Annotated in this window: 38 protein-coding genes; all 38 read right to left on the bottom strand. The window is 38.5% G+C overall.

The features are described from left to right. Positions 1-10: 10 nt before the first annotated feature. Complete coding sequence (locus DQM95_RS01000) at positions 11-2,791, bottom strand: phage tail spike protein (protein WP_037592928.1); 2,781 nt, start codon at positions 2,789-2,791, stop codon at positions 11-13. Then, the gene (locus DQM95_RS00995; protein WP_111685888.1) at positions 2,791-4,233 is read right to left on the bottom strand and encodes a distal tail protein Dit; all 1,443 of its coding nucleotides are present in this window, start codon (positions 4,231-4,233) and stop codon (positions 2,791-2,793) included. The genes DQM95_RS01000 and DQM95_RS00995 overlap by 1 nt, the downstream gene beginning before the upstream one ends. Beyond that, positions 4,230-7,607 carry a tape measure protein gene (locus DQM95_RS00990; protein ID WP_037592930.1) on the bottom strand — a complete coding sequence of 1,126 codons (3,378 nt, stop codon included), beginning with the start codon at positions 7,605-7,607 and terminating at the stop codon, positions 4,230-4,232. Before DQM95_RS00990 ends, DQM95_RS00995 begins: the two co-directional genes overlap by 4 nt. Positions 7,608-7,622: 15 nt before the next feature. Continuing rightward, positions 7,623-8,222, bottom strand: coding sequence for a Gp15 family bacteriophage protein (locus tag DQM95_RS00985; RefSeq protein WP_037592934.1), 600 nt, complete (start codon positions 8,220-8,222; stop codon positions 7,623-7,625). A gap of 1 nt (position 8,223) precedes the next feature. Continuing rightward, positions 8,224-8,592 carry a hypothetical protein gene (locus tag DQM95_RS00980; RefSeq protein ID WP_006739703.1) on the bottom strand — a complete coding sequence of 123 codons (369 nt, stop codon included), beginning with the start codon at positions 8,590-8,592 and terminating at the stop codon, positions 8,224-8,226. A 62-nt stretch (positions 8,593-8,654) separates the two neighbouring features. Then, the gene (locus DQM95_RS00975; protein ID WP_037592936.1) at positions 8,655-9,116 is read right to left on the bottom strand and encodes a phage tail tube protein; all 462 of its coding nucleotides are present in this window, start codon (positions 9,114-9,116) and stop codon (positions 8,655-8,657) included. Further along, a complete protein-coding gene (locus DQM95_RS00970; protein ID WP_111685887.1) occupies positions 9,117-9,518 on the bottom strand; it encodes a minor capsid protein in 402 nt (133 codons plus the stop codon). Beyond that, positions 9,515-9,877, bottom strand: coding sequence for a minor capsid protein (locus DQM95_RS00965; RefSeq protein ID WP_037592937.1), 363 nt, complete (start codon positions 9,875-9,877; stop codon positions 9,515-9,517). The genes DQM95_RS00970 and DQM95_RS00965 overlap by 4 nt, the downstream gene beginning before the upstream one ends. Then, positions 9,877-10,218: a putative minor capsid protein gene (locus tag DQM95_RS00960; protein WP_037592938.1), complete on the bottom strand. Its 342-nt coding sequence runs from the start codon at positions 10,216-10,218 to the stop codon at positions 9,877-9,879. The genes DQM95_RS00965 and DQM95_RS00960 overlap by 1 nt, the downstream gene beginning before the upstream one ends. Continuing rightward, complete coding sequence (locus DQM95_RS00955; protein WP_111685886.1) at positions 10,205-10,615, bottom strand: head-tail connector protein; 411 nt, start codon at positions 10,613-10,615, stop codon at positions 10,205-10,207. Before DQM95_RS00955 ends, DQM95_RS00960 begins: the two co-directional genes overlap by 14 nt. Positions 10,616-10,629: 14 nt before the next feature. After that, positions 10,630-10,830, bottom strand: a complete 201-nt coding sequence (locus tag DQM95_RS00950; protein ID WP_001051385.1) for a hypothetical protein — start codon at positions 10,828-10,830, stop codon at positions 10,630-10,632. Positions 10,831-10,835: 5 nt separating this feature from the next. After that, on the bottom strand, positions 10,836-10,994 hold the full coding sequence (locus tag DQM95_RS10025; RefSeq protein ID WP_000032859.1) for a hypothetical protein: 159 nt from the start codon (positions 10,992-10,994) through the stop codon (positions 10,836-10,838). Positions 10,995-11,007: 13 nt separating this feature from the next. Next, positions 11,008-11,877, bottom strand: coding sequence for a hypothetical protein (locus tag DQM95_RS00945; RefSeq protein ID WP_037592941.1), 870 nt, complete (start codon positions 11,875-11,877; stop codon positions 11,008-11,010). A 20-nt stretch (positions 11,878-11,897) separates the two neighbouring features. Then, complete coding sequence (locus tag DQM95_RS00940; RefSeq protein WP_037592944.1) at positions 11,898-12,461, bottom strand: phage scaffolding protein; 564 nt, start codon at positions 12,459-12,461, stop codon at positions 11,898-11,900. A gap of 167 nt (positions 12,462-12,628) precedes the next feature. After that, positions 12,629-12,901: a hypothetical protein gene (locus DQM95_RS00935; protein WP_037592949.1), complete on the bottom strand. Its 273-nt coding sequence runs from the start codon at positions 12,899-12,901 to the stop codon at positions 12,629-12,631. Between the two features lie 50 nt (positions 12,902-12,951). Continuing rightward, the gene (locus DQM95_RS00930) at positions 12,952-13,143 is read right to left on the bottom strand and encodes a hypothetical protein (RefSeq protein ID WP_037592956.1); all 192 of its coding nucleotides are present in this window, start codon (positions 13,141-13,143) and stop codon (positions 12,952-12,954) included. Next, positions 13,140-14,762, bottom strand: coding sequence for a phage minor capsid protein (locus tag DQM95_RS00925; RefSeq protein WP_037592958.1), 1,623 nt, complete (start codon positions 14,760-14,762; stop codon positions 13,140-13,142). The genes DQM95_RS00930 and DQM95_RS00925 overlap by 4 nt, the downstream gene beginning before the upstream one ends. A gap of 4 nt (positions 14,763-14,766) precedes the next feature. Beyond that, positions 14,767-16,278, bottom strand: coding sequence for a phage portal protein (locus DQM95_RS00920; protein WP_331813043.1), 1,512 nt, complete (start codon positions 16,276-16,278; stop codon positions 14,767-14,769). A gap of 11 nt (positions 16,279-16,289) precedes the next feature. After that, the gene (locus tag DQM95_RS00915; RefSeq protein WP_037592960.1) at positions 16,290-17,588 is read right to left on the bottom strand and encodes a PBSX family phage terminase large subunit; all 1,299 of its coding nucleotides are present in this window, start codon (positions 17,586-17,588) and stop codon (positions 16,290-16,292) included. Next, a complete protein-coding gene (gene terS, locus DQM95_RS00910) occupies positions 17,557-18,288 on the bottom strand; it encodes a phage terminase small subunit (protein WP_037592962.1) in 732 nt (243 codons plus the stop codon). The genes DQM95_RS00915 and terS overlap by 32 nt, the downstream gene beginning before the upstream one ends. 159 nt (positions 18,289-18,447) lie before the next feature. Beyond that, complete coding sequence (locus DQM95_RS00905; RefSeq protein WP_037592964.1) at positions 18,448-18,864, bottom strand: DUF1492 domain-containing protein; 417 nt, start codon at positions 18,862-18,864, stop codon at positions 18,448-18,450. A 74-nt stretch (positions 18,865-18,938) separates the two neighbouring features. Next, complete coding sequence (locus DQM95_RS00900) at positions 18,939-19,253, bottom strand: hypothetical protein (RefSeq protein ID WP_037592967.1); 315 nt, start codon at positions 19,251-19,253, stop codon at positions 18,939-18,941. Further along, complete coding sequence (locus tag DQM95_RS00895; protein ID WP_037592968.1) at positions 19,250-19,495, bottom strand: hypothetical protein; 246 nt, start codon at positions 19,493-19,495, stop codon at positions 19,250-19,252. The genes DQM95_RS00900 and DQM95_RS00895 overlap by 4 nt, the downstream gene beginning before the upstream one ends. Then, the gene (locus tag DQM95_RS00890) at positions 19,476-19,928 is read right to left on the bottom strand and encodes a YopX family protein (RefSeq protein ID WP_037592969.1); all 453 of its coding nucleotides are present in this window, start codon (positions 19,926-19,928) and stop codon (positions 19,476-19,478) included. The genes DQM95_RS00895 and DQM95_RS00890 overlap by 20 nt, the downstream gene beginning before the upstream one ends. After that, positions 19,925-20,239, bottom strand: coding sequence for a DUF1372 family protein (locus DQM95_RS00885; RefSeq protein WP_037592970.1), 315 nt, complete (start codon positions 20,237-20,239; stop codon positions 19,925-19,927). Before DQM95_RS00885 ends, DQM95_RS00890 begins: the two co-directional genes overlap by 4 nt. Beyond that, the gene (locus tag DQM95_RS00880; protein ID WP_037592971.1) at positions 20,230-20,658 is read right to left on the bottom strand and encodes a RusA family crossover junction endodeoxyribonuclease; all 429 of its coding nucleotides are present in this window, start codon (positions 20,656-20,658) and stop codon (positions 20,230-20,232) included. Before DQM95_RS00880 ends, DQM95_RS00885 begins: the two co-directional genes overlap by 10 nt. Beyond that, positions 20,658-20,999 (bottom strand): hypothetical protein, encoded by a 342-nt coding sequence (locus tag DQM95_RS00875; protein WP_037592972.1) that lies wholly within the window; start codon positions 20,997-20,999, stop codon positions 20,658-20,660. The genes DQM95_RS00880 and DQM95_RS00875 overlap by 1 nt, the downstream gene beginning before the upstream one ends. Before the next feature lie 469 nt (positions 21,000-21,468). Then, on the bottom strand, positions 21,469-21,648 hold the full coding sequence (locus DQM95_RS00865) for a hypothetical protein (RefSeq protein ID WP_037592974.1): 180 nt from the start codon (positions 21,646-21,648) through the stop codon (positions 21,469-21,471). After that, positions 21,645-21,968, bottom strand: coding sequence for a hypothetical protein (locus DQM95_RS00860; protein WP_037592975.1), 324 nt, complete (start codon positions 21,966-21,968; stop codon positions 21,645-21,647). The genes DQM95_RS00865 and DQM95_RS00860 overlap by 4 nt, the downstream gene beginning before the upstream one ends. 9 nt (positions 21,969-21,977) lie before the next feature. Beyond that, entirely contained in the window at positions 21,978-22,247 is a 270-nt protein-coding gene (locus DQM95_RS00855; protein ID WP_037592976.1) for a hypothetical protein, read from the bottom strand. A gap of 2 nt (positions 22,248-22,249) precedes the next feature. Continuing rightward, positions 22,250-23,278, bottom strand: a complete 1,029-nt coding sequence (locus DQM95_RS00850; protein ID WP_037592977.1) for a DUF1351 domain-containing protein — start codon at positions 23,276-23,278, stop codon at positions 22,250-22,252. A 10-nt stretch (positions 23,279-23,288) separates the two neighbouring features. Next, entirely contained in the window at positions 23,289-24,062 is a 774-nt protein-coding gene (bet, locus tag DQM95_RS00845; RefSeq protein WP_037592978.1) for a phage recombination protein Bet, read from the bottom strand. Beyond that, complete coding sequence (locus DQM95_RS00840) at positions 24,059-24,238, bottom strand: hypothetical protein (RefSeq protein ID WP_037592979.1); 180 nt, start codon at positions 24,236-24,238, stop codon at positions 24,059-24,061. Before DQM95_RS00840 ends, bet begins: the two co-directional genes overlap by 4 nt. Before the next feature lie 3 nt (positions 24,239-24,241). Next, the gene (locus DQM95_RS10145; protein ID WP_269460017.1) at positions 24,242-24,373 is read right to left on the bottom strand and encodes a hypothetical protein; all 132 of its coding nucleotides are present in this window, start codon (positions 24,371-24,373) and stop codon (positions 24,242-24,244) included. A 12-nt stretch (positions 24,374-24,385) separates the two neighbouring features. Continuing rightward, the gene (locus DQM95_RS00835; RefSeq protein ID WP_037592980.1) at positions 24,386-24,646 is read right to left on the bottom strand and encodes a hypothetical protein; all 261 of its coding nucleotides are present in this window, start codon (positions 24,644-24,646) and stop codon (positions 24,386-24,388) included. After that, positions 24,646-24,927, bottom strand: coding sequence for a hypothetical protein (locus tag DQM95_RS00830; protein WP_037592981.1), 282 nt, complete (start codon positions 24,925-24,927; stop codon positions 24,646-24,648). Before DQM95_RS00830 ends, DQM95_RS00835 begins: the two co-directional genes overlap by 1 nt. 526 nt (positions 24,928-25,453) lie before the next feature. Then, the gene (locus tag DQM95_RS10020) at positions 25,454-25,612 is read right to left on the bottom strand and encodes a BOW99_gp33 family protein (protein WP_170123115.1); all 159 of its coding nucleotides are present in this window, start codon (positions 25,610-25,612) and stop codon (positions 25,454-25,456) included. Positions 25,613-25,674: 62 nt separating this feature from the next. After that, positions 25,675-25,860, bottom strand: coding sequence for a helix-turn-helix domain-containing protein (locus DQM95_RS00820; RefSeq protein WP_037592983.1), 186 nt, complete (start codon positions 25,858-25,860; stop codon positions 25,675-25,677). Positions 25,861-25,926 lie beyond the last annotated feature (66 nt).

Below are 25,926 nucleotides of genomic sequence, written 5' to 3'. Positions count from 1 at the left end.
TCACTCCTTTCTAACCTACATACCTGATAACGTTCATGTCAGGATTTAGGTGATACTGTTCTTCTCTAAAGCGTCCAATTTGGATGGTTTTTGAGAAAATACCATTTTCAATGTGAATAACGCCTTGAGAGATATACATAACCTCTACCCCTGCTGAAAACATAGAAATACGACCATTAGGGCTAAACAACATACTTGAACTACCGTCATTCTTACCAATAACTAAACCCTCATTTGATGAGCTCATGTAGGTATCAATGAAATTCCAACGGTCAGAGAGTTCCCCAAGATCTTTAGCTATAGTAGAGACACGCTGACTGGCTGAAATCAAATCATTTTCAGCCTGTGCTCTTGCTGCGTCGTTAGCTTTTACAAAGTCCTGGTAAGCCTTAATCCAGTTGTCCAATGTGTCAGCACTAGCTTTAGCATCTAGTTCAGCTTGTATAATACCTGCTTTCTCATTGAGAGCATTTAGTTGCTCTTGGGTTAAAGCGTCATCTGCTTTGGTGTCAATCTTGCTGTTCATTTCAGCAACCTGTGCTTCGTCTAATGCGCCTTTTGTTTTATTCCAGTTATATTTTGTAATATCTGTGCTTGCATTAACTGATGCATCAGTATAATAACCAAGAAAATCATGATTATTAGGCACAAACGAAAAATTTACAAATGGAGAGGAATTATAAAATGAAGCTTCATACAAAGTAAAAGCTAAATCTTTATCAGCAGAGTCACTTTGGAAAGTTATCTGAATAAAATCGTAATCACTCCTAGCAACTCCAGACTTCATGAAAAAATATTCTTCGCCTGGTTTTATTACTATTGTCGGAAAACTACCATTAAGTACCGTACCATCACCTATGCCATTAAAGACAAGTCTTAGGTTATTTGTTGAATGTGTATTTTTTAACCTGACAATTGTCCACAAAGCCTTTCCAGATGTACCATTTATTCCAACGAATGTTTTCAAAACATGAGTTCCGCCGGTAGTAGTTATCTTATAAGCACCATTTTCAGGAACTGATGAAACCAATGCCCCTTGATAACCAGGTAAATTAGCAAAACTAGGTAGTGAATCGTAGAAAATATCTTTTGATTTATTTGCATAAGCAGTATGAGGATAATATGTGACACCGTCAGTACCTTTATCACCATAAATACCAATAATTGCAGGAGTAGTTTCTTTTCTAGTGCCATTGCTGTATATATCAACATGATAATGCCAATGATATTTATTTATCACTGTTGCAATTTGAGGAGTACCTTTAACCCATCCAACAGTCGTTGAGGAGATACCTGTTTTGCTAGCTGATACTAAATAATAATTTTCAGTTGATACAACCCCATTACCTGTATCACCTTTTGCACCATCATTTACATTCAAGAAAGTGATTTCTTTGCTGAATGTGATTCCAGTTGTAACATCAACCTCTAATCTCAATGTCAATAAATCATTGGTTAAATTAGCAGGTTTGACCATGAATTCTAAACCTGTTGATAATAGTTGAGTTCCTGAATACCATCTTTGACCAATTACAGCAGCATCCAAACCATTCTTTTTGAAATTGAATGATACTGTTGATACACCTGTATTGTTTTTAAATACTGTTCCAGCTGTCGTATTAAATGCGATGTCATAGCTAGCAGGACTCTCAATTGTGTCTTGTAATGCTAAACCTTGAGCTGAAATTTTTGATGCTAAACGTTTGAAATTAGAAAATGTGACTTCGTTTGTACCTGTTAGCAAATTCCAAGTAATCTTCATCACTCGTAATGATCCTAAGATGCCATAACGACCAATCCCTTTGTGGTTGAGAATTACAGTGTCGCCAACTCTGACATCAAATGACCCTGTAACTTCAATAGTTTCTTTGCCGTAACAAACATTTTTTAGCCACTTCAACCCCTCAGACTCAAGTTTTGCGACATCATCAGTATCAATGTTTAATTTCCATAGCAAGTAATCATCTATATCTAGCACTTTTGGCATGTTTTCAGCAGCTATCGGTGCATAGATGCGATTATTTTTTTGATAAAACTCAGTTTGACCTTGCTCGTTTTTCCAAACTGTGCCACGATTACCAAGCCTCAATCCATCTTTGCCAATAGGTTCAATGGCTGTTTTAATATCAGTCATATCAAAAGTTCGGCTGACATCATTTGAGTTGTCAATCGTGATTTCAAAATCCCGTCTATTTCGGCCAACACCCTGATAGTTCACACCATCATTGGCTTTATAAATGTTAAGGATCAGCTTATCAAATTGGCCATTACGTTTTTGCTTGATTTCAAACTCACACTCACCGCCAAAATTGTTGATAATTGATATCAAACGTTTGTACTTAACATCTTCACCCTCATATTTGAGGGTTTTCTTACTTGTTGCTAGTTCGTTCACACCAATTTCAAAATTGGCATATGGAAAAAACTCCATTGCGGTTAAATGTTCAACAATTGTCCTAGCTGGTTGATTTTCATAAGCTAAGCAATTTTCACTTAACATTTCAAGATTGAAATAATCACCAATTATTGAAATGGTTTTTGATTTGGCATTTTCTTTAAATTTAACAATTGAAAATCTAAAGAAATCACCTAAAAATCTAAATGCAAGATAACCATTTTCCTTGATACCCCACCATTCACCGCTTTCCTTTGAAAATTCAAACTCAACCTGATGTGTAGACTCTTCAAAAAATGAGGTCAAGGATGCTTTATTAATTTTGATAGCATTTAATAATGCATTATCAGCAACTGCCGTCTCATGCATATTTTTGTCATAAAACGTTATTTGCACTATCTAAACCTCTTTCTATACTTGACTTTAACCGTTGGCAATGTCGTCAAAAAGCTTGAAAAATGCATTTTCATAGTTGATTTTCCAGGTGGCAACTTGATATATTCTGACCCTAAAACTGTGCTTTCTGGCATGCCATCAACTGTAACTTTGCCAATCTCATTGTTAAAAATAATATTTACATTATTAGGATACCTGTTTGGAACGTCCAAAATTACGGGAACGTGATGTTTTTGCCACATAAAATCACTAATGAACATGTCTGTCACTTGTTGACTACCTTTGTATTTAAGTAAAAATACATGCACTTTAGCGCTCTTCTTGCCTTTCAGATAATCGGATTGATGCTTTGTATACCCTCTCTCGTAAAATGTGATTACATCATCATTTCTATACATTGCCATATGTCCATTTGAGTTCATAAACGGATTTTCGTTCAGGATATGACTAGCCAAGAATGTTGAGCGTCTAACCATGTCATAACCAACGGGATTGTTAGGATTTGCAATCATACAGTTAAATTCTGCGATATTTGAGTTAGATCTCTTGATAGTCTCAACACCGTACAAGAAATTGCCATTTTCATCAGATACACAAACCTTAATTGCCGATTTTTGAGGCAATAAACCAGTGTGAAACACTTGACGCCAATAAATCGTGTCGAACAATGTCCCAACCTCACCATTGACATCAGCTTTTGCTGAATAGGTCAATGATTGCCCGTTAAGTGTATTGGTTTCTGTCCCAGAGTTTGCAAGATAAAGCCAATCAACATCAGAGATACCATTTGTTCGTTTGACAATTCCAAGCGTTCCTGTTAGCGATTGATACTTGTCATTGGCGATACCTACCCTCTGAGTTCCAGATGATAACATCAAATTAGCATTAAATGGCTTGAAATTAACCATCATTTCTGAATTTTGAGCGGTTACAGTATCAACTTCCTCAACATTGCCAATCTCAAGGCTGCTATTGTCAGTAGCAATCCCTACAAATCCATTATCGGCATTATTAGTCATTTCAATAATCGGGCAAGCTAGTGCTGTGCCCTGATTATCAAAATCAACTGTGATGATGTTGTTGGCTGTCGTTATCTTGTCAGATGGTATATCTTCATAACTTGTACTGTATGCATAGCCATCAAGCGTTTGAAATTTGATTTTGACATCTTGAAACCATGAAATCCCATTTGACTCATCAAATCTTTCAACAACTCTGGCATAGTACATTAACTCAGGTTCATCACTGAAAATTAGTTCATAATAGTTATCAGTCATCACAATCTTGCGTAATTCACGTTTTTTTTGTTGCATACTGCGACTGTCTGATGTCTTCATTTTTACAGTGAGAACAATCTCATCTTGATTTGCTCTGTCAATGTCAACCACTCTAAAAAATGGTGACAAATCAACATTATTAAATTTAACTGTTAACTCACTCATGCAAATAATCCCTCAATCCTATCAATGTTTTCTTTAACTTCTTTTTGGACTTTGTAAGTCTCATTTTTCGTTGCTGTGGCAATAGTTTCACCGTTAACATCAATATGTGTTGGTTTCTCAACTGCTTTCTTAGCGATTTCCAGAGCTTTATTGATTAAGTTGTCATTTTTCTCTTTTTTAGCAGTAAGATCAGCCTTGATAGATTGCTCAGTGTTTGATTTAAGTTTAAGTTGACTTGACAATGTTCCGTTGCCTAAACCAATTAAGTCCTCTACATCAAACTTAAAGGATGACATCTCTTTTTGAACATAGGCTAGGCTATCTGTTACATCAGAAGTATTTTTCTCAATACCAACTGCAATACCTTGAGCGATATAACGGCCTACATTGTCCCTAAAGAGTCGAGACGGTGAGTGAATTTTAGCCTTAGCTTGTGCTGCTCTCTCCGCTTGGGCAACTAGTGCATTAGCTGCAGCTGTTACTGCTCCAAGCGCTGAATACATACCTTGAGCCAAACCTTGGCCAATCATTGCACCAATACCACGCATAGCACCAACACCGCTCATTCCAGCAGAGTGCACTGCTGACATTAACGCATTCATTGCACTTGCCGCTGATCCAATGCCACCATTTATACCACTAGCTATATTTTGAGCTGTTTGTCTACCAATTCTAGTACCCTCAGCTTGCATCTGAGAGCCGACTGATCTAACAGTGCTCAAAATAGCCTGCATAGCTGATTGCACTGCACTCTGCATTGAAGTAAATGCGCTAGATACAAGTAAACAAGATGTCGCCACTTGATTAATCTGTGTAGCTGTCATATCTGCCATTGAACCAACTCTGATAAACGCTGCAGCAACTACGCTAAGTTGTGCTCCAAACATTAAAAATCCAGCAGATGCCATTGCTAACGCTGGTGTAATTGTCATAATTTGCATCTTCAACATTGCGATAGGTGCATTAACAACAGATAAACTTGATGCACTAGCAATAATCTGTGAAGAAAATGTACTGAAACTAGCAGATGCCGACATTAAAACAGAAGGTATTGTACTGATTGAAGCTTGTAACGTAGTAATAGCTGATGATATTCCAGTCATTCCAGCAAGAGCCATTGTTGAACTTGTTGCAAGCATTGTCATTCCTGTTGCTAATTGTGTCATGCTTGAGCCAACTATTCCCAAACCAGCTCCACTAGCTGCAATTTTACCTAAACCAACTGCAACTGCTGTAAGAGATGCAGCCATATCACCAAATCTTGTATTGGTAATCATAACAACACCTTGAGCAAGAGACTTAAATCCTGTTCCTGCCTTCAGTGCAGCATTTCCAATACTTGTGATGACACCAGAGACACTATTCAATACACTAACAAATGCTCCGCTTACAGCTTCTACGACTGTTGAAACAGCATTTGCTAATTTTTGAAGCGCAGGTGCGCAGATGTTTAAAGCTACACCAAATGCAGCGACACCAGCTGATGCAACTAATAATCCAGCTCCTAATAACACGGTAGCTGCTCCTGCCAATGCAGCTCCAACTGCTAAAGCTGTCAATCCTACTCCAGCAATTAACAATCCAGCTCCTGCCATCAATGCACCAACTCCAACCGAAAGCAAACCCGCAGAAAGAGAAATAAGAGCAATTGATGCACTAAGTCCATAGGTTGCAATAGTTGGCAACTGAGTTGCTAGCAACGCTATACCTGCAGATGCAATTGCAATACCTGCTCCTATCATTAAAATAGCACCACCAAAAGCTAGTATTCCAACTGCTCCAGCTGTCAGAGCAGGAGCTAGAGCAGTAGCACCTGCCGCTAATAAAGCAATTCCTGCAGCAAAAGCAACCATAGCTATTTGAGCACCAGTCCCAGCTGAAGATAATTGAGAAGCTGCTTGAACGAGCACATATACTCCAGTCGCAGCCAAAAGAAAACCAGCTCCAACCATTAACACTCCAGCTCCCATTTTCATTACTGATACAGCAGCAGCACTTGCGGTTGTTCCAACAGCTGTATTTCCTGCACTCATTGCTGCACTTGCTCCAGCGTTTGCAGCTTGTGCAACGGTCAAGCCGAATATATTAGCTATTAACGAAACTAGTGTTTTACCAAAATCAAATGCTGATTTTAGGGTGGTAGCTATTTTGATACCTTTTTTTAAGGCAAATAAACCAGTATTAAATGCTAACACTCCAGCAACTAAATTTCTAAAAACTCCAGGATCAATCTTAGAAATCCAATTAGCAACATCTTCAATCTTTCCTGAAATCTGAACAAATGCGTCGCCAACAGCCGTAGCGAAACTTGTTATTTGCTCTTTATTGCCAGTTATTGATGAAACAATATGACTAATCGCTTTGCCAACAGCTCCTAACGCTGACTGTAAAGCTGATACAGCTCCAGTCCCTTTAAAAATAGAAAAGAATTGTTGTAATTTGGATGTGGCAGAAGAAACTGTACTAGCTATCTTGTTAATAACAGCTTCTATATCGATACCATCTAAGAAAGTTCCGAGACCGCTAGCTAACTTGTCAAAATTAATCTTATCAATTGCAGAAGATAAGGCGTTAATTGCTTTAATACCAAATGCATTTACTTTATCAAAAGCAGGCATCAACTTATTTGATAGACTTTCTTTTGCTCCATCAATTGCCTGATCAACAGTTTTGAACTCAGTAGCCATTTTTTGAAAAGCGTCTGAGTTACCTGCACGTTCCATTGCTGCAAAGAAATCTTCAGTTTTTACTTTTCCATCATTTACTGCTGAAACTAGTTCAGCTGTTGTCATGCCCATTTCTTTAGCAACAGCAGCCATACCAGCAGGGGCTTGTTCCATCATTATTTTAAAATCCATCCAAGCAACCTTTGGTTTAGCCGCCATCTGAGTAGCTTGCACAGATAAAGACTTCATAGCTTGGGCTGGATTTTCTGCTGAGGCTGCAAGTCCACCAAAGGCCTTAACCAAGCTACCAACATTCTTGGTCCCAACAGCATCTAACTGAGCGTATGTACTAGCCATGTCAGAGGCTGAGTAAATGGTCTTGGTAGCAAAGTCTTGCATTTCACTCTTAGCTGCTTTGATGACCTCGGGAGATCGTCCAAAAGCTTGTAAATTACCTTCGAATGTCTTCCATGCTTTGGCAGAACTGTTCAGCTCAGAAGCCATGTCACGTATACCGTTATTAACAGTACTTATGCCAGCTGTTAAAGCCGAACTAATAATATTAGCTCCTAAAACCGACTTAAAAACAGACCCAACCTTTGAGCCTGCTCCTTCTAATTGTCCAAAAAGTGATTTTAACTTACTGACACCAGACTGAGCGCCAGAACCGTCCAAATCAACTTTGATTGTTACTGATCCATCTGCCATATATACCCCCTTTCTCTAGTAGTCGAAATCATTTGGTAGTGCATACTCTTTCTTGAGTTGTTTCATGCCTTCCTTGTACTTCTTACTATCGCCTTTCTGTGGCTTGTAAGAACGTATTTTAAGCACCTCAGCAAACTTAGTATCGCTAGGTAACCCATTAAGTAGGGCATTAAACTTCTTCCAGTGCAACGTATTCTGTGCGTCAATCAAATCAATACCGTAAGCCTGCATGAATGATGAGTAGATGTACTCAGCGTCATACTTCAAACTAAAAAGACGCTCTCCGTCCTCTGATTGACTTTTAGAGCGTATCTTGCTTTTGATTGGATTTCCAGCTAAGTCTAATACTGGTGCACTATCTTTAGCTGGAATTATTCTGATGTGTTCCTCAAAAATCAGCTTGAAAATAGCCGTAGCTTGTTCAGGGGTCAAAACCTCTGTGAAATCAACATCAGTAAATATCTGAATAGCCAAATAAGGCTTGTAGATGTCGTCAAACTCATCATCATTGATAAGCTCCATGACTTTCAAGACCTTGTTAAAAGCTATGTTCATTGGGTACACATCATCACCAATGACTAGCTCATCTGTCAATTTCCTTGATAAATCAAGCATATTAGTCACCTAGATATTTTTTAAGCGCATCCCCGTTGTTATTTTTTTCCCACTCTGACATAATCCCATTTACAGCTTCAAGTAAGTAAATCATGCAGTCAATTGTTGTACCTTCTGAGAATTTATAAACTTTTTCAAATGCATTTTCATCAAAAATCTCAGTCCATGATAATTTAACTAAATCGTGCAATGATTCAAATGCTTGATTGTCATCATCATTTACAGTTTCTGATAGTTTAGCACCTTCAGACTCTAATTTTTTACCAACTTCAGTCATTTTCTTAATGCTTTTATCGTTAGCTAGAAATTCAAGTTTGAACTCCCCAAAATCGACTGGAATTACATTACTACGCTTTTTAATTACTACCATTTATTTATCTCCTACTAAAAATCAAAAATAAAAAAGGGGAGCAATAACTCCCCTAAGTTGTTTTATGCACCAACTACAGCGGACTGTTTAGGTACTGTGTTCCAGCTGATAGTACATTCAAAGGCTTCAAATTCAGCAGCCTCACCGCCACCGATCTTGATTCCAGACACTGTGGCAACTCCTGAATATTGAGTCATGCCGTCGGGGTCAACGACCTTAAACCACACCTTGCGTTGGTCTCCAGTCAAGAAACGCATATCAGCAATGATTTTTTGCGCTTCATCTTCTTTGATGTAGTCACCCTCAAAGCTGTAACCGTACTTAACAGATGTAACCAATGTCTCAGGTGTGCCGTCACCGTTGTAGTAAGCTATGTCGTCTGTTTCTTCGTCATTCTCAACTTCTGCAGTTGTGACACCATCTGCAAGCCATTTCCAAGCATCAGTTAATGGCTCAGTAGTTGGATTTTCTGCTGACCAAGGCGCTACATAGTGTTTGCGCTTGGCGTTTTTCATTTTAGGCATTTAATTTCCTCCATCTGTTTCAATTTTTGCTGTGATGTCCAGCATATAAACATAAAAGCCTTGGTCATCACGGTCATTAAGAAATGGCTGTGAGACTTCAAGGCCTCTGAATTGATATGAATTATTTTGACTAGGTAGCTCAAGGTTAAAATCAGCAAGAGCACTATTGATAGCCCACAAAATACCACTTGTTTTTTGATGATCAGTAGTTTTTATTGCTACTTCAAAAACCAAGCTGATATCCTGTTTACCGTTTAGATACTCTTTTTCAACCTTGCCACCAGGCAAGGGATAAAGAACTAAGCCTTCAGTCTCTGACAAGTAATCAAGTCTACAAATCAGAGGCAGGCCTAGTGTGTTGATGAAATCTCTTAGGACTTCTGAAAAATCATTATTGTTCATGCTTTAACTCCCATTGCTCTAAGTCCGACTTTACCCCAATCCTTGACATGTAGAGCTGTTGCTTTTTTATCCCACCTTTTACCAGTTCCAGGGGTAGTGTAACGCTTAAAGGTAAAGCTCCTGTGTTTGTTATAGCTAGAGCCGTAAAACTGAGCTCTTGCATACGGTCCAGGATAACGCACACTGTCACCGCTAGCTTGAGCACTACCTCTCAGGTTTCCTTCTTTGGCAGGTGTGAATGGCGCCATATCAAGTATCATTTGGTTAGCGATTGCTAATTTACCTCTAGCTAGCGCTTGTGGTGATACTTTCTTTTCTATACCTTTAAGGTCAACTTTTACAGATACTGTTACTCCCATTAGATACACTCCAACTCATAACAGAAAATTTTCCCATTATGTGGATAACTAACAGGAATGACAGTTGTGACTCTATAATCACGCTTGCCGTCGTTTACAATAGCATTCTCAAAGGTTTCATCAAGAACAATAGGGCAATATTGAGGATATACAAACAGAAGGCTAGGTTTAGCCTCTTTGCGGTTGTTCTGGGTGCCTTGCACTTGATACTGCCTATCAAACCTAACAGGACTAAGCGTGACTGGGCTCTCTAACATTACTTTACCCCATGCGTCTTTTTCCTCTGTGGTTTTCTGGATAGTCACAGTATCGACCAGCAATCGCTTATCAATACCTGTCATAACCTACCCCCCTGTAGCCAAATCCTGCCCTTTTCAGAATATTAAGAGCGTCAAGAGATAAATTATACATAGAACTCTCTAAAGAGGTTTTAGAGGTGTCCTTGTAGCTCACAGAGGTACGCCCAAGAGATACACTGGCTAGTGATTGTTTGTCATCAGCTGTCATAATACCGCTAGTATCCAAATAAACCACTTGTAAAGCAGTAGCCATCTTAACAGCTTGCTTTCTGTGTTCAATCTCTTTATCAAAGTCTACAAAATCATAGAAACCATTAAGAAAGAGGTTGATAGACACCTCAGCCCTTTTTAGTAGTTTTTCAAAGTCATTGATTTCATCAAATCCAAAATCCTTAGTAAATTCATCCTGTGTCAAATAAGCGATAGTAATCACCTCCAATTAAAAAGGCGGTGTTACTTATCCGCCTTTGCTGATTTGTCGTCTTTGTCAACACGTTCAAAGAACGGGCTGAGGTCAGGGTGTGTAAGTTCACCCTTAGCGTTTAGCTCATCAGCAGTCTTTACTTCCATGTCGTACTCAACATTTTCATCAAAGTGTGTCTCTTTGCCGTCAACGACAAAGACCACGTTTGATGTTGCTTTGAATTTAGCCATTTAGACTACTCCTTTACTGTTTTTTCTTCGATAACTACCTGAAAACCAATGTTGTTATTGATTTCCTCAGCACGCTTTTTAGTAACATCAATGACTGAGCCTTTTTCAACATACTCATCTTTTTCAATGTCCCAAAAATCCGATACTACTTTGAATTTAGACATTTAAACCTCCGTTTTAACCTGCTGGAGCTAGCTTAGCTTTAAGGATACCAACCTTGTTCTCATCAGCAATATACTTACCATATTTACCTGCTCCTTGGATTGCAACACCGTAGAAGTCATCAGCGTCAATAGTACGTACAATTTGCAAACCTACACCTGCAATACCTACGCCATCAACTGCAAACATGACCTGTTCTCCCTCTTGGAAGTATTCGTCAGGTGTTTCTTCCAAAACAAACCCTTTGAATTTATACATTGTTTGGTCATCAATATTAGCTGATGAGTTTTTAGCTGTTGTTGCTAGTTTAGAGTCAATCAAGAAATCATAGACATCTGATGTAACGTAGGCAACCCAAGCAATATTTTTAGAAATCTTGTTATTAACAAATTTCTTGTGAGCTGTTGAGAATGCTTTTGTTACTCCTGCCTCGTCCATTGTGCCTGTAATCGTTTCGCTTGCATTATCTGACAATGCTTTTGCAAGCAATTCATTGATGTATTCTGTTTGAGCCAAGGCGTTTTCTTCCAAACGCTCAGCTACAACTTTGTCAGCCACATCATTTACTGTCACATTGTCAATTCCCTCATGAATTGCAATAGGAGCCTCGTAAGGGACAGATTTATCAACTGACTTAATTTCAGTACGTTGACCAAAACGGCTTGTAGATCCTGTACCCGTTCCGAACGCTACATTTTCGCCTTTGTCGTATTGCTTGATAATGGCTTTTGCAGTATTCACTTTCAAATGCAGCATAGTATCAGAGTCCGATACACCGTCAAAAATTTGAATTTGACCGCCAAAAGAACGTAGGAAGCGTGAACGGCTCTCTGTAATTTTCGCCAACAAAGCCATGTAGTTTTTTGTATAAATTTTTGTAGACATGCTAATCTCCTTTTGTTTTTTTAATATTTACTCATGATTTCATCAAAAGCATCACCTTTAGCACCTGGTTCTGCTGGTGGGTTGCCACCAATTGAAATCGTAGGGTTTGACTGTTTATCTTCGCTTTTGAATAAGTAAGGGCTTGTTTCCTTGAGGCTGTTGATTGTGTCATCTAAGAGAGGTTTCCCATCTTCTCCTAACTCAATCTTGTCTAGGTCAATGAACTTCATCAAATCCTCAGAATTGAAAGCTCCCACATCTTTCAAAGCAAGGGCTACAGCGTTAGTTTTAGTGACTTGAGCAAGTTGCGTCTCGCTATCAGATTTGTAAGTATCAAATTGGCTCTTGATATCAGCTAATTGTTGTTTCAGCTCATCACTAGCACCCTCTTTGTCCTGCAAATCTTTAATAGTTTGAGTTTGTTGCTCAAGCTGTTGTTTCAATGTGTCGTTTTCTGCCTGTAACTCAGACTTAGCCTGTACTTTTGCATTTTCAATACCTGCACCGTACGCTTGCATGATATTATCCAGCACACTGTTATCTGTTATACCTGCGTCAACCAACATCTCACGTTTAAGGCTCATACCTTAACTCCTTTGTTTTACGTCACGAGGGACTGAGATACAGACACTTTTACGCCATATCCAGGGCAAAATAAAAAACCGTTCTAATGTACGGTTCAAGACATAGATATAAGATCACGCTCCTTTCAGTTTTCAGACGGTTTCAAGGTTGTAATCTCCTTTCTAAATTATTTCCAAAATTGCCAAAACGGTCTTTTATTGGTTAAATCATTCAAAACATAGTCTTGCAACTCAGCTAGAGTTTCAGCAAGTGCATGAGTCAGTTCTTGCTGATCAATTAATGCTTTACGTAAGCTTGTAAACTCTTTGTTAGTTGCTAGTGCGTTTCGAGACTGTACAATTTCAATATCAAGTATTTCTTTATTTAGAACTTTGTAGTTTTTATTTAAAATTTTGATCGTTTGTTCAAGCTCTAGCTTCTTTTTTAATCGTTTATTCATAACAACTCCTATTTTTGGGCATAAGAAAAACGCCTAGATTGAACTAAGCGCTAAGTTAGAGAAATACTAAGGATTTCAGTTTCAAAATACTCATAAAGAGTGCCGTTGACATCTAATGCAACTGAGTCAACTTCCTCATCATTGTCATCTTTACTACAGTATTCTTGGACAAATCCTGAAACGATTGAGCCATCTTTAAGCACAAGTTTCACATTTTGCCTTAAAAAAGTCCATAATTTCATGACTTACCTCCATACGTTGGGACAATGTGCGCACCAGTTTTTCTATAGTGTATCCTAAAGCTATCAGTCTCAAACATCTCTCCTGTAGATTGGTCAATATACATACCAATCTTGCTGTCATGTTTGATGATTTCTTTCTTAGGAATGTAGGTAGGGTCTTCTTTATACAAGAATTTCCCTGTCCCAGAATAACGTTTAATTAGTTTAGCTGCCTCATCAATTGTCACAGTCAAATAGCTTGGTTCAAACTGCTTGCCGTTAGCTAGGTCAGTTTCAAGTCTCCTGTACCATTCGTTAGTACCTCTGATGTGGTCAGATTGTTTTTGTTCGTTGATTTCTGCTTTAATTATACCATCTTTCACAGCGGAAGTGAAACGTTGTCGCATTTCTTTTTGTTCTACCCTATGCTTTTCCAGTTTTTCAAGTTCTTTTCTGACCTTGATTTCTTTCTTAGCCTTGGTAAATGGGTCATCATAGTACTTCTCTCTGCTATAATCACGGTGTAGGAATGGGTTCTGTCTGAGATAATCTCTCATAGCTCCCTGTTGTATCCTTACTCTGTTCTTATACTTGTCTATCAGCTCCGTATCGCCTAGTTTCTCGGCAACGTGGAGAAATTCCTTAGATTGTCTGATAGAACGCTCTAGAGCTCTCTGTTTAGCCTGTACGTTAGCATTTTCAATAGCTTGCTCAGGCGTTAGGTCTTTCAGCTCATCAGGCAAATCAGGCTTATAGTTAGCACCAACCACAAAGGGAGTAATTTCATGGGTGCAGTTAATACCCAAACACCCCCCAGCAGTTCCGTAGCCATAATCTGACAAGGCAAGGATACGCTCTCCTTTTTCGGTCCTAGCAATTCCAGTAGTAACTATCTGATGTTGCAAAGGGGCACACATTTCTCTTGCTGTAGATTTCTTTGAGTAGTAAAAGGTGTCTATACCCATTTCCTCAGCTGGAGCCATTCTAACCTCACGATAAACACGCCAAGCAGTTGATTTAATGACTTGCCTAGCGTAGGTGTCAGCTTTCCACCTCTTCCCTTGACTATCTGTAAAGCCATAAAAGCCCTTTTTAGCCCATTTCATGACAGTATCTGAAATAGCCTTGTCTGATGTTGCTAGACCTGTAACAACCTTTGCTGTGGCCTCTTCAATGATAGACTGATAAGCCCCCATCACGCTTTTTGGTAGCGTGGTATTGATAAGGTTGTTTATGTCTCCCATTGTCTGATTGACATATGCTGCTAGATTTGTCTGAATGAGTGAGTTAGCCACAAAACTACCGCTACCAGTAGCATCTAAAAGCTGCTGTTTGGTATCTTTGTAGATTTTGTAGCCCTCATTTTGGATAACATACCTAAGCTGTTCCTCAGCAATTCCTGAGCGGTCAGAGATGAGCTTGATGTTATCCTCGTTGAGTAGCCCCATCTCATTCATTTTCTCTAGTTGCCAAATATAGGGGTTATCATCAAGACTAGCAGAGCCACGCTCTTTGATGCGGTCTATAACTTGGTCAAATAGATCCAGAGTAAGCTGATGATAGATGTCTGCAACCTGACTAGCGTCAAGCATAAGCTGCTCATCATTTAGTTTGATTGGTTTCTTCTTGTCATCAGCCATCTAATCACTCTCCATATACTCCTACATCATTAGGACTACGCTCTCCGCTTGCCTCGTCAATGGCATTACCGCTGATTTCAGCTTTAATTTCCTTAGCTTTCTCAGTCGTTACGTTAAGCACCTTCTCAATAGCCATTACATCAGTACCAAAACCAGCGTTAACTACCTTAATCCAGTAGTCAAGCTCAGCATTTCGGTCAGTAAAGACACCGTCATCAAGGTTAATGCTGATAGCGTCCATGTCTGGGATATTACCCTTGTAGAGTTGATAGGCTTTCCCAAGCTCTAACATAGAGATAATCAGCTCTTTTAGGGATTGCTCAACCAAGCTGACGATACTGTTACGCATTTGGTAAGTGTCAGAGTTCTCTGAGACAATCTCAGTAGCTGTCTTCATACTCTTACCATCAAAGGTAAACATGCCAGCTGATACCCCTATCTGCATTTCAAAAAGCGCTAGACCCTCGTTGATAGCCTTGATATAGTCATCAGAGCGTATAGGAGTTGTAAGGTCTGTTATACCTATACCCTTGTCTATATCACCACTATCGAACTGCTCATAGACATTGTGCCCAGTTTCAAACTCACGCTTGACAGTGACCTTGTCACCGTCCTGATTGTACTCTGTCTTAATCATCTGAGTAGGAACAGCCACCCTACGCTGACCCATTTTTACCTCCCACATAAACTCATCATAGGTTGTATTAAGGAAGTCAATAGTAGTCTTAGCGTTATCAAAGATAGATAGACCAAGCGGACTATTAATATCTTTGTTATTCATTCCTGGTGTCTTTAAGTAGGTAAACAAGGGTCTGCTAAGACCGTTCAAGTCTACTATTTCCTCCAAGTCCTCATAGAGTTCTGACAAAGGTACTCTAGCTCCTACAATGTTCTGATTATCAGACTTGTAGAGCTCATTTGTCACAGTGTACTTGTCATCTTTTACCCATTCGTGCAATTCAATCAGCGTGTAATACTTGTGCTTATTGCCTTCTGATTTGATTGTCTTTGTAATGATAGCAGCACTAGAAACATCTTGGGTATTTGACTGGAGAGGCAAAAAGACTGGAGCTTGAATAAATGCTATCCTTACCTTGCCCTTGTCGACATATGGTCTCATGGCAAGTCCTCCAAGGGCTAAACAGCTCTCTAGGTATCGTTCAAAATTCTTAATAAAGCGATCATTTTGTAGTTGTTGCTGGATAAACTCATTAGCTCTTTCATCATCTACCTTGATTTCAGCCTGTTCGTTAAATACCAGGCTTGCAATCTTCTTAGAGGCTGTTCTGCCAATCGGTAAATGGTTAAAATCTCGCTTTTGTTTAGTTCCGTTGCTGTCTTTGTACTCAATCTGTGGATAACGCCCTGCAAAATACTTGAGGTTTTCCCTGATACGGTCATACTCTCTGCTAGACACCGCTATTTTAGGGTGGTCAGTAATGTTTGTTAAGTTTTGTGTGGTCATCACATACTTACTCCTTTGAAATAAATTCTTGATAGTCTGTACTATTCCCATTGTTTGCTCCTTTAGGCTTTCAAATCTAGCTCCCTAGCGTTGTCCAGGACAAAGTACTTGAACTCATCTACCGTGTGGTCATCTTCCTTGATAATTTTAGGATCATCAGAGTTAATAGTCTTGTCATCATAGCGGTACATCTTGTGCTCCTCGACAAACACCTTATTAGCAGGAATGTCAAGGTAGTAAAAGCGCCCCTCTGCTAGCAAGCTGATAACCATGTCAATCATGGTCTGGTTTTTCTTTTTGGCTACTGGGTGCCAACGTTCGCCATAGTCCTTAAAGTATTGATTTCTCAAAGCACCTTCAGCGCTATCAATAGTCATCTTGAGCTTAGGTACTCTGTACTGCTTTAGAACCTTGTCAATAAAGTCATGTATCATCACAGACAACTCACTAGGTGCTTTCTTGATTGTCTTGCCAGCTGGAGAATAGTAGAACGTATCAAGCAAAATAACATTCCCCTTGGCAGTCAATCCATAAGCTCCACAGGCTGTCGCTGACTGCTGGTGTCCAGTATCTAGGGCAAATGATATACCGATAAGCCTATCGTCCTCAGGGAGCCTCTCAAGTGGCTTAAAGTAGTTCATGTTGTATACATGATTACCAAGCCCTATAACCTCTCCTAGATACATCCAACGGTAATAGTCAGGGTCAGTTTCCTTGTACCTTTCTATCTTCTCTTTCATCTGCCTAGACAAAAAACCTAGCTTGTCGTCAAGATAGGTGCTGTGATGTATCATGTAGGTTGGGTCACTAGCTTTCTCAGCTACCCATTCATTTATCCAGTCGTAAGGGTTACGTGGTGGATTGTATGTAAAATAGACCTTTACCTCTTTGCCATTGGGCAACTCTTGACGGATAAAAGTATCCTCAACTATGTCAATGTCTTCACGCCCTGCAAACTCTGCCAATTCCTCAAACCAAACAGACATAACATAGCCCTTGGCTATCTTCTGTGATTTAAGTTTCATTGGGTCATCTACACCGTAGAAATAAAAGGCTGTACCTGTTTTCTTGTGAGTGATTTGTAGCGGTGACTTACCGAACTTGAACTGATTAGCTAGCCCCATTTCATAGATGGCCCATCTTATCTGCTCATAAACAGACATTCTCAGGTATTTACCAACTTTCCGTAGAACTACCACGTTACCTAAAGGGTCACTAATAAAGTCATTTACTAGGTCAATAGATACAACAGAGGACTTAGTAGAGGCACGCCCACCCTTTAACACTATGTGGCTCTTGAGTGTATAGAGCACTTCATCAAATACTGGGTTAATCAGCTTGGCTAGGTTCAGTATCGCCATTGTACTCACTCCTATCAAATGTAAATCCAGTAATGACTGTGTCATCTTCATCATCAGAGCCTAACTGTGACTTGAGATTGTCAATTCTCAGGCGTTGCTCCTCTGTGACAAGTGGTGAGCGTGTCAGCTCATCATAGGTCTTAATCATGCTTTTAAGCTCAGACTGTGCCCTTGCTATTGCTGCTAGAGCCTTACCTTGCTTATCCCATGAGGTGTGATGCTCATACCCTGTACCAGCTTTGCCCTCACTTGTAATGAAGGTGTCACTGTCCTCTATGTCTTGGACAAATAAAATACGCTGAGCATGCAAAAGATTAGCATATGTCAGCGTGATGTTTTCCCAAAGAATGTCTATAGGTGTCATGGTTTCAATCTCATCTATTAGATCAGATATTCCGTCAGGAAGATATTTTCTCCTGAGACCGTGCTTGACAGCGTTAGTATTTCCCTTAGGGGCTCCATGTCCTACAGCGTTCTTATTTCCTTTTGGTGCACCTATTTTCTTTTTGGAGCGTTCCGTATTTTTCTTTTGGAACGTTCCTTTTATTTTAGGTTCCCATTTATCTTTACTCTTCCAACCTCGGACAGTGCCAGCTGAAACACCCAAACGCTCAGCAATCTCAACCAGTTCAATGTCTCCATTGTTTTCTGAATAGATTTCAAATGCTTTGTCTCGGTTGGGGTCTCTTGCTCTACCCAAGCCTAAACCTCCTGTACTTGTTTGTTTGGACAAAAGAAAAGGTAAGACACTTCATAGGTGCCTTACCCTTATTTCTTGATACTACCATTCTAGCAGATTATGATTACAGTGCACGCCAAGATTATCTAGGTTTTTACAACGTTTTCAGAACGTTCCAAATTATTCCAAATGTTCTAAAACCAAACTCAGCTCCTCAATAGCCATTTTACGCATATTGTAATAAGAGCTTTTGCTAATTGCTAACTTATCACAAATATCATCAACATACATCTTAGTAATGTAAGTCATTCTGAGGACTGATCTGCTCTTTGGATTTTTCAGCTGATTGATAAGCCTACCAAGTTCAAGTTTCCTGTTAATAACTTCATTGGTATCTTGCTCTATCGCTTCTTTCATCACAATAAGCTGAGTATAAACATCATCAACTTGTCTAGCTGAACCACCTTTAACTTTGTCCGTTGTCCACTTGGGGCTAGAGAGTAAACCTGCCTCAAGCTCGTTGATTTCATCTATTCTGCTTTGAATGTCCATATCAAGATTTTGCAACTCATTCAAGAGCTCTTTAGCCTTGTTCACTCCATGTCTCCTTTATGATATAATGATAGTGTTAATTATTATAGCTGAGGCAGAGAGCGCCTTGGCTTTTTTATTTACCAAGATATTTCTATGTATGTTTTTGTTATGTCAAAAAATGTAGATACATTACTTTTAATAGTTTCCGTTTTTAATTCAACGGAGAAACCATCTCCAAGTCTGTATCTGAGCATATCAATAGTTTTTGAGTTAAAGAGCCGTGTTTTAAGGTAGACATCTTTCTTATTGTCTACTGAGATAGTGCAACTGGTTATCCCTTTAGCTGCAAAAATTTTTATCCTATTCTCAAGGTCAATTCTATTGAAATATCGTTCAAACCACTTTGCGTGACTTTCTGAACTTAATTGCTGTACTTCGTCAAATAATGTCATTTTAACCCCAATCTATTATTATCTAGAATATAGCCATATATGGTAATTTCATCATGGCTAACAGTCCAATTCTTCATTATTTCAACCTGACTAATGATAGAAGTAATGATATAGGCTTTACCTCTTATATCTCTAACCGTTGTGATAGAGACTTGTTCTTTTGTACTTCGATATTTCAGGCTCTCATCATAGGCTTTAGAGAAAGCTCTAGTAAACATCTTCTTACGTTGCCGTTTGTTCATGTCTTACCTCTATTAAATCTGGGGTTTCATAAATATTGCCAAGGACTTCGTTTTCTTCAATCTCAGTCCATAAAGACACTGCGTCACACCCTGTATCAATTACCCAAGCTCCCTCAAGTTGCTTCACAATTCCTATCAGTTCCTTATCGTACTCATAGAAACCACCTGTTTCATCAGCTCTGCCAAAAAATCTAGTGGTCTTCACAATATCACCCTCAAATATTTCTTTTCTTGGCTCTGAATTATCCAAAACATCTGTAAAGCGCATTGTTTCGCATTTTTCCCAAATATATTCATCATGACAGGTATCACAATCTGAATATTGACAACCTCTAACTGTCACGGTTTTTTCACTGTAATCTATATAAACAATATCCTCAGGTAAAAACATCTTGGAAAGTTCTTTTACAAATACTCTTATTTTTAACATCAGCTTCTCCTCTTTTTGAGATATTCAGGGATTGGGTCACCAATTTTGATAGCCTCGTACTGTTCTTTTGTGACTAAAAACTTACCGTAGGCGTGAGCTGTGATCGTGTAGCGTCCCTCTATGATTTCCTTGTCTGTAATCTCACCCATCATCACACCGCCTGCGTTATCGACGGTGTAGAGGGTAATAGGTTGAGCCTCGTTTTTGGCTTGGTTGTAGCCTGATTGATACATCAGATAGCTATATCCCAATAGGGCTGCTAATACAATTATCATGCTAGCAGCAACCTTGAGAGTATCTTTTGCTAGATCCATTCCATGACCTCCATTTCTACCTCAATTCGTGGGTTGAAGCTGTAGAACTTGCCGACATCATGCAAAGCTATCTGACCGTCATCTTGAAAGACAATACCACTCATGCTGTCGTATAGAGCTTTTTCATAGTTATCCACATCAGGCTTTTTCCCTACTGGAATAATTTCATCTAGTAGTGCCTGCTGGTTCTTCTTTGGCTTTGAGATATACTGAGGTGGTTTTATGTAAAACCTCACATTTGCTCTCAGGGCACCCTCAAGTATAGGCTGACCCATGTACTGATTGGCAATAAGTAGCCTGCATTGATTACGCCAGGCTTTCATTTCCTTATCTTCATAGGTTGTAGTAAAATTGCCACGCCTAGCGAACCTTGGCCGTGACTGTGGTTTTGGTTCGATATTGATAATTAATTTAGCCATTATTCAAGCACTCCACAAATGCCAAGAGTTTCAAAAATATTTCTCTTGTTATCTTCTATAAACGAGAACACTTTTACGATTTCGTCTATGTCTTTCTTATGTTCTTTCGCAAAATATGATGATGTTAGATTGATTTTTGTTTTAGGTTTAGCTTCTAGTACAAGATCAAAAGCTGTTTCAAATAACTCTCCATCTTCGTCTAGTGATGGCTCGTCGTCAATCTTTCTAAAATCGCTGATAAAATCCCATTGCAGAGTCAACCTGCCAGAGATTGCAAATATTCGGTTTACTCTATCTAAAATTAGTGCTGTTCCTGTTCCTGTAATATTGATTTGTTCCATATTTTCTCCTTTTTAGAAAAGTGTTGTCTGAAGCGGATATACTTCCGACATGTCTATTCCGTTTTTTAGACAATCTTTATTAATATCCTTTTCAGATATGACGTATTTAACTTTATTTCTTGATTTGTCATAATGCGGAAAAGTGTATCCATCGTTCAAGATTTTATTTTTTATTTCTTTTTTATTTTTTGGCTCAAATAGAGCGTAATCAATCCAATCCATAATTCAACAAAAATCATACCAGCCATTAAGTTGTGAGCTTTGGCAAGGCTGGTATGCGAAATTCTCACATCATCAGTCCTGTAAATCTGACGATAATCCCAAAAATTTCCTTTCTTGCTAGGAAAATTTAATACTGCAAAGGCCTAGCTTCACTTTGCAATAAATTTGTTAATCTCTCTTACTACGTTCGCCAACTAGATAACCAATCATTACCCATAGCAAGGCCATTCCAACTTCTTTCAAAAACTCAATCATTGACTACCTCCAAATCATTTTTGCCAAAAAAGTAAACTTCGCTATCACCTTGAAATACAACCGCGTATTTTTGCTCAGGAGGACGAAATTCATTGATATTGATCACTGCACCATAAAGAAATTTCTTTGTGCCAGGTATTCTAACTTTTATTTTGTCGTGTACTTTAATCATCTATATTCCTTTACTTGATTCATTAACAAAAGTAGTTCAGATTGATTTTCTTTAACATAATCAATCAAAAATTGGTTATTTAAAATCGCTATTTTCAATCTGTCTAAACCTTTAATTCCTCTTGAGCAAAAACCACTAACTGAGAATGATGACCGAACCTCTTTGTCGATTCCTACTACTTCGCTTGTTTCAAGTCGAATAATAGGACTTTCAACGACTTCTAAGTCCATTACAAATTCATCACCTAAATTGTGTATAACTTGCAGCCGCTTGCCGTCTGAGTATATAGCTACACTATCTGATACTGTTCTGATTTCCATAGTTCCCTCCTAAAACGGTAATACCTCAATGCAAATCCAATCATTAGAGACATTCCAAATCTTGTAAACATAAGCCTCTAGTAAGTCATTTTCAGAGTGGCAACTAGTTCTGTTCATAACATCTTCATTCCATCCAGTGAATTTGATATTTTTGGTGTCAAACTGTCTAGGCATTCTAAAGGTTGCTATACACTCATTTTTGTTTTGGTGGATTGCTATTGTTATGCCGTGATTAAACGGTTCTAGCTCATCAATTACTTGTTTTACTTGCTTATCCATTCTTACCACCCACACAATTCATTGAGTTCAGCTTGAGTTAACGGCTCTATACGTTGATATCCGCTAACCTGATAATTTTTCTTGAAATTAAAACCAAGTTGACTTAGTCCACTCTTGAAACGGTCTTTTTCAGTCGTATCTGTGAAATATACTTCCAAGGTCATTTTTTGGCTGTATCGTTTTGGCTCATTTTCAGCATCTGTGAGCGTTCCTCGTTCATTGTAGGACAATTGACCTTTGTCTAAAATCTCGCCTGTTTCTGGGTCGATTTGGGACAAATCCTGACGATTTTGAGCTTGCTCTTGTTCTTTGGTTACTTGAGCGGCTAAAAGTTGTTCCCTTTCTTCCTCAGCTTTTCGCACTTCTTGCTTTTGCTTTTCAAAAAGATAGTCAGATTTAATCTGTTCAAGGACTTCAACAAGTGACATCTCTTTCAACATACGTATATAAGGCTGATCTGTCATACCATATTCAGCACATTGCCCAGAGATGGCAGCTTTCGCTTTTTCAAATTCCTGTTGCTTTTGGAATTCAAAAGTTACCATGTCATCTAGCGACTTCATAGTCGTTTTTTTAAGAGTTGCTCCATCAGCCATAAAGTCAGAGGCTTTAATGTACTCTTGAGCCTTTTCGTCGAAAACACGAGGGTCTAGCATATACTCAGCCGCTTTGTTGGCTAGATAGCTCTTAACAGTATCCAGACGAACAGCTTTCTGATGTTCCTCAAATTCTTTAACATCTTGAGCGATTTTATCAATGACTTTATCCATTGGCTCGCTTGTATCTTTGATATATTTGTCAAATTCATCAGCAGATTGAGACAATTCACGCTTAATTTTGATACGCTCATCAGAAATTTGCTTTTTGAGCTTTCGCAGATCTGCCAAAACTTGCTTATCATCTTTGATTGTTGCAGCTGTTACCGTGTAATTTTCATACTTAGCAACAACATCACTAATTCCTTGTTCGAATTTGTCACGGTCAATGATTTCAACCTGTGCCTGCGTTACTTTTGCTTGTAATTCTTGCATATTGTCCTCCTTAATAAACTAGTTCACCTTCTTCAAACATTTCAGTTTGGCCAAATTCTTCGGAAGTTTCTTCAACAATGTTATTTTCAGGTGTTGTTTGAGATTTTGCTTGATTGTATTCTTCAATTTCTCGCATCTTACGTGCTCTTACTTCTTCTTGACTTTCAGTTGGAGTCACATCTTTAACACTGTCAAATGTATCTCCACCGTCGATATCGGTGTACATATTACCTAATTCATCAGGAAATGCCTCTCTTAACGCCTGCACAAGCGCTGTCTTTCTTATCATAGTTGCTGGCATTGATTTCCATGTGCTACGTGGTTTTCCATATTTATCTAGCTTGACATATTCATCAAAATCTACTGCTATTTTGTATCTATGAGAGCGATCTTTTCGATAAACTATAGACCAACCGCCAATTAGAATATCATCAGGTAATTTTAAAGAACCTTCAATTTCAACCATTTCACCATTTCTTAATACGGTTATGCCAGCTTCAAATCCATCATATCCTTCACAACGCTCAGCTCGTTTCATAAACGCCTCTTTTGAAACAATTAAGCTGAATTCTGTTCCATTGTTGCTTTTATAAGCAACAATATAAACTTCATTTGCAAACGGATTTAGGTTTCTTCCTTTGCACAAAGCTAGTGCTTGTCCTACTTGCCTCTCACTAAGTAGGTTTTGCGGGTCGAAATATCTTTTGATGTCAGCACTAGTTAGTAATGTTGGATCTGTAGTAATGTCACGTTTTGTTTGTGTTGTTAACTGATTGTTTGTCATTTTCTTCTACCTTTCGTTTGTTTCAAATTCCAGTTTTCACGCTTTAAGCGTTTGTTTTCATTTTGTAGACTGGCAACTTTATCCATAAGATTATTATTGATTTCGCCTAACTCAACACATAAGTCAAAATATTTCTGTCTCCAAAAAGCATTATCGTCATAGCGTTCTCTGTCCATAGGCTAGTAGTCTCCTACATAAATCCATTGACCGCCTCTGAATACCCATTCATCATGGTCACGCTCTTCACGTTCAGTATCATGCTGCAAGTAGTCACGGTCATAGTCAAACGTGCCAAATAGTCCTTTGTCCATTTTGCGACCTCCTCAAGATGATAGAGTTGCATAAGCGTCAATCAGTCGCTGCTGTCTTGCAATGATGTCAGCCATTTGTTGGCGATCACGTCCAATAGCCATATTTTCCTGAGACAGTTCTTGTAGTAAGGCGTTTTTTTGATCAACGATACCTTTAAGCCTACGGTTCTCAGCTTTAAGGGTTTTTAGCTCAATCAGAGTGCTATCGGTTTGAGTTGGCTCAGCCTTTACCAGTTCATCTAGTCCAAAATATCGTTTCAATTTCTCTAGCATTAGTCTTCCTCCTCGTCATCTTTTTCAAAGATTCCATTAGCTAATATATCTTTCAAAGCTGTTTCAGGGTCTTCACCATTTAAAACATCCTCAATGGCATGTGATAGTTTGTGCATGTTTTTTATCACAGCCTCAATTTCATCTGTGTCGTCTCTGAAAATCTGTAAAAATTTCAAGCTTATCATTCCATAGATGGAAATCTGATGTAGCTCCTCTTGTAGCTTTTCGATACGTTCAATCTTCTTCTGTTGGTCTCGGATAATTCTGTCTTTGTCAATCATGATTTTTACCTGTGGATAACTGAGTTATCCCTTTCTTTATTTAATAAGTATGACTTGTTATTTATTAGTGATTATTATTTATTAGTACTTATTATGTATTAGTACTTATTAGGGGTTGTATAACAAATAGTTGTAATAGAACTAGTTGTAATACAACTTGTTGTAATACGGAAAGTTCTAACTTTCTGTGTGAATTGTGGATAAGTACATTCTGTCCTTACAAAGCTTTATACCAAACTCTGTAAACTTCCTATCAGATGCAAAGATGACCCAACCGACCTTACCGTTTTTAAGACTTAGGAGGTATCCAGCCTTTTGTAATTCATAGTATGCTTGTTTGTGCTTGTGTAGTGAACTAGCAGACCTATCTGATAACTCTGTGATGTGTATGCTCCAATCAGACTTATTTGTCAGTATTGTTGCTAGTAGACCCTTGGCCTCTAGTGAGAGCTCCTTATCCTGTAAAAATTCATTGTTCATTGCGGTATAGTTTTTAGATGTATCTGTGAAAGATTTTATCCACTACTTACGCTCCTTTCTGTAGTTCATGCTTATTAATTCCTCTGATGATGTCATAGTATGCATGACCAGATGGTATGACATATCCTGTCAAGTCTTCAATTACAGAGCCATCTGCCATAATGTTTATAATGCGTGGCTTCCATGTCTTTTTTTTCTGTTTCATGATATAATTACCTCGTAAAGTTTTTAGTAAGTGCCTGATTGCCGTCAGGTGCTTTTTTGCGTTTATCTGAACACATCTAGGCTAATGCCAAGTGCATCAGCTAACTTAACCATGTTAGTCCATGATAAATTTTTTATTTTTCCGCTTTTTAAATCACTAAAGTGACTTTTATTAATGTCGGATAGTTTTGCCAACTGACTCATGTTTAGATTTCTATCATTCAATATTTTTTCGATTTTTTCCCACATAGTTTTACACCGCAAAAACAACATATAGTATCTGACCAAAATTAACCAACACAATATGTTGTGTTT

Source organism: Streptococcus uberis (genome assembly GCF_900475595.1).
Lineage (GTDB): Bacteria > Bacillota > Bacilli > Lactobacillales > Streptococcaceae > Streptococcus > Streptococcus uberis.
Note: the sequence above shows the minus strand (reverse complement) of the source record. Positions and strands in the feature narration are given on the sequence as shown.

Bases quoted from the DNA above. Each gene is read 5' to 3' on its own strand.
- DQM95_RS00995 (WP_111685888.1), bottom strand. From the start codon at position 4,233: ATGAGTGAGTTAACAGTTAAATTTAATAATGTTGATTTGTCACCATTT.
- DQM95_RS00990 (WP_037592930.1), bottom strand. From the start codon at position 7,607: ATGGCAGATGGATCAGTAACAATCAAAGTTGATTTGGACGGTTCTGGC.
- DQM95_RS00985 (WP_037592934.1), bottom strand. From the start codon at position 8,222: ATGCTTGATTTATCAAGGAAATTGACAGATGAGCTAGTCATTGGTGAT.
- DQM95_RS00980 (WP_006739703.1), bottom strand. From the start codon at position 8,592: ATGGTAGTAATTAAAAAGCGTAGTAATGTAATTCCAGTCGATTTTGGG.
- DQM95_RS00975 (WP_037592936.1), bottom strand. From the start codon at position 9,116: ATGCCTAAAATGAAAAACGCCAAGCGCAAACACTATGTAGCGCCTTGG.
- DQM95_RS00970 (WP_111685887.1), bottom strand. From the start codon at position 9,518: ATGAACAATAATGATTTTTCAGAAGTCCTAAGAGATTTCATCAACACA.
- DQM95_RS00965 (WP_037592937.1), bottom strand. From the start codon at position 9,877: ATGGGAGTAACAGTATCTGTAAAAGTTGACCTTAAAGGTATAGAAAAG.
- DQM95_RS00960 (WP_037592938.1), bottom strand. From the start codon at position 10,218: ATGACAGGTATTGATAAGCGATTGCTGGTCGATACTGTGACTATCCAG.
- DQM95_RS00950 (WP_001051385.1), bottom strand. From the start codon at position 10,830: ATGGCTAAATTCAAAGCAACATCAAACGTGGTCTTTGTCGTTGACGGC.
- DQM95_RS10025 (WP_000032859.1), bottom strand. From the start codon at position 10,994: ATGTCTAAATTCAAAGTAGTATCGGATTTTTGGGACATTGAAAAAGAT.
- DQM95_RS00945 (WP_037592941.1), bottom strand. From the start codon at position 11,877: ATGTCTACAAAAATTTATACAAAAAACTACATGGCTTTGTTGGCGAAA.
- DQM95_RS00940 (WP_037592944.1), bottom strand. From the start codon at position 12,461: ATGAGCCTTAAACGTGAGATGTTGGTTGACGCAGGTATAACAGATAAC.
- DQM95_RS00935 (WP_037592949.1), bottom strand. From the start codon at position 12,901: ATGAATAAACGATTAAAAAAGAAGCTAGAGCTTGAACAAACGATCAAA.
- DQM95_RS00930 (WP_037592956.1), bottom strand. From the start codon at position 13,143: ATGAAATTATGGACTTTTTTAAGGCAAAATGTGAAACTTGTGCTTAAA.
- DQM95_RS00925 (WP_037592958.1), bottom strand. From the start codon at position 14,762: ATGGCTGATGACAAGAAGAAACCAATCAAACTAAATGATGAGCAGCTT.
- DQM95_RS00920 (WP_331813043.1), bottom strand. From the start codon at position 16,278: ATGGGAATAGTACAGACTATCAAGAATTTATTTCAAAGGAGTAAGTAT.
- DQM95_RS00915 (WP_037592960.1), bottom strand. From the start codon at position 17,588: ATGGCGATACTGAACCTAGCCAAGCTGATTAACCCAGTATTTGATGAA.
- DQM95_RS00900 (WP_037592967.1), bottom strand. From the start codon at position 19,253: ATGACATTATTTGACGAAGTACAGCAATTAAGTTCAGAAAGTCACGCA.
- DQM95_RS00895 (WP_037592968.1), bottom strand. From the start codon at position 19,495: ATGAACAAACGGCAACGTAAGAAGATGTTTACTAGAGCTTTCTCTAAA.
- DQM95_RS00885 (WP_037592970.1), bottom strand. From the start codon at position 20,239: ATGGATCTAGCAAAAGATACTCTCAAGGTTGCTGCTAGCATGATAATT.
- DQM95_RS00880 (WP_037592971.1), bottom strand. From the start codon at position 20,658: ATGGCTAAATTAATTATCAATATCGAACCAAAACCACAGTCACGGCCA.
- DQM95_RS00875 (WP_037592972.1), bottom strand. From the start codon at position 20,999: ATGGAACAAATCAATATTACAGGAACAGGAACAGCACTAATTTTAGAT.
- DQM95_RS00865 (WP_037592974.1), bottom strand. From the start codon at position 21,648: ATGATTAAAGTACACGACAAAATAAAAGTTAGAATACCTGGCACAAAG.
- DQM95_RS00860 (WP_037592975.1), bottom strand. From the start codon at position 21,968: ATGGAAATCAGAACAGTATCAGATAGTGTAGCTATATACTCAGACGGC.
- DQM95_RS00855 (WP_037592976.1), bottom strand. From the start codon at position 22,247: ATGGATAAGCAAGTAAAACAAGTAATTGATGAGCTAGAACCGTTTAAT.
- DQM95_RS00850 (WP_037592977.1), bottom strand. From the start codon at position 23,278: ATGCAAGAATTACAAGCAAAAGTAACGCAGGCACAGGTTGAAATCATT.
- bet (WP_037592978.1), bottom strand. From the start codon at position 24,062: ATGACAAACAATCAGTTAACAACACAAACAAAACGTGACATTACTACA.
- DQM95_RS00840 (WP_037592979.1), bottom strand. From the start codon at position 24,238: ATGGACAGAGAACGCTATGACGATAATGCTTTTTGGAGACAGAAATAT.
- DQM95_RS10145 (WP_269460017.1), bottom strand. From the start codon at position 24,373: ATGGACAAAGGACTATTTGGCACGTTTGACTATGACCGTGACTACTTG.
- DQM95_RS00835 (WP_037592980.1), bottom strand. From the start codon at position 24,646: ATGCTAGAGAAATTGAAACGATATTTTGGACTAGATGAACTGGTAAAG.
- DQM95_RS00830 (WP_037592981.1), bottom strand. From the start codon at position 24,927: ATGATTGACAAAGACAGAATTATCCGAGACCAACAGAAGAAGATTGAA.
- DQM95_RS10020 (WP_170123115.1), bottom strand. From the start codon at position 25,612: ATGAAACAGAAAAAAAAGACATGGAAGCCACGCATTATAAACATTATG.
- DQM95_RS00820 (WP_037592983.1), bottom strand. From the start codon at position 25,860: ATGTGGGAAAAAATCGAAAAAATATTGAATGATAGAAATCTAAACATG.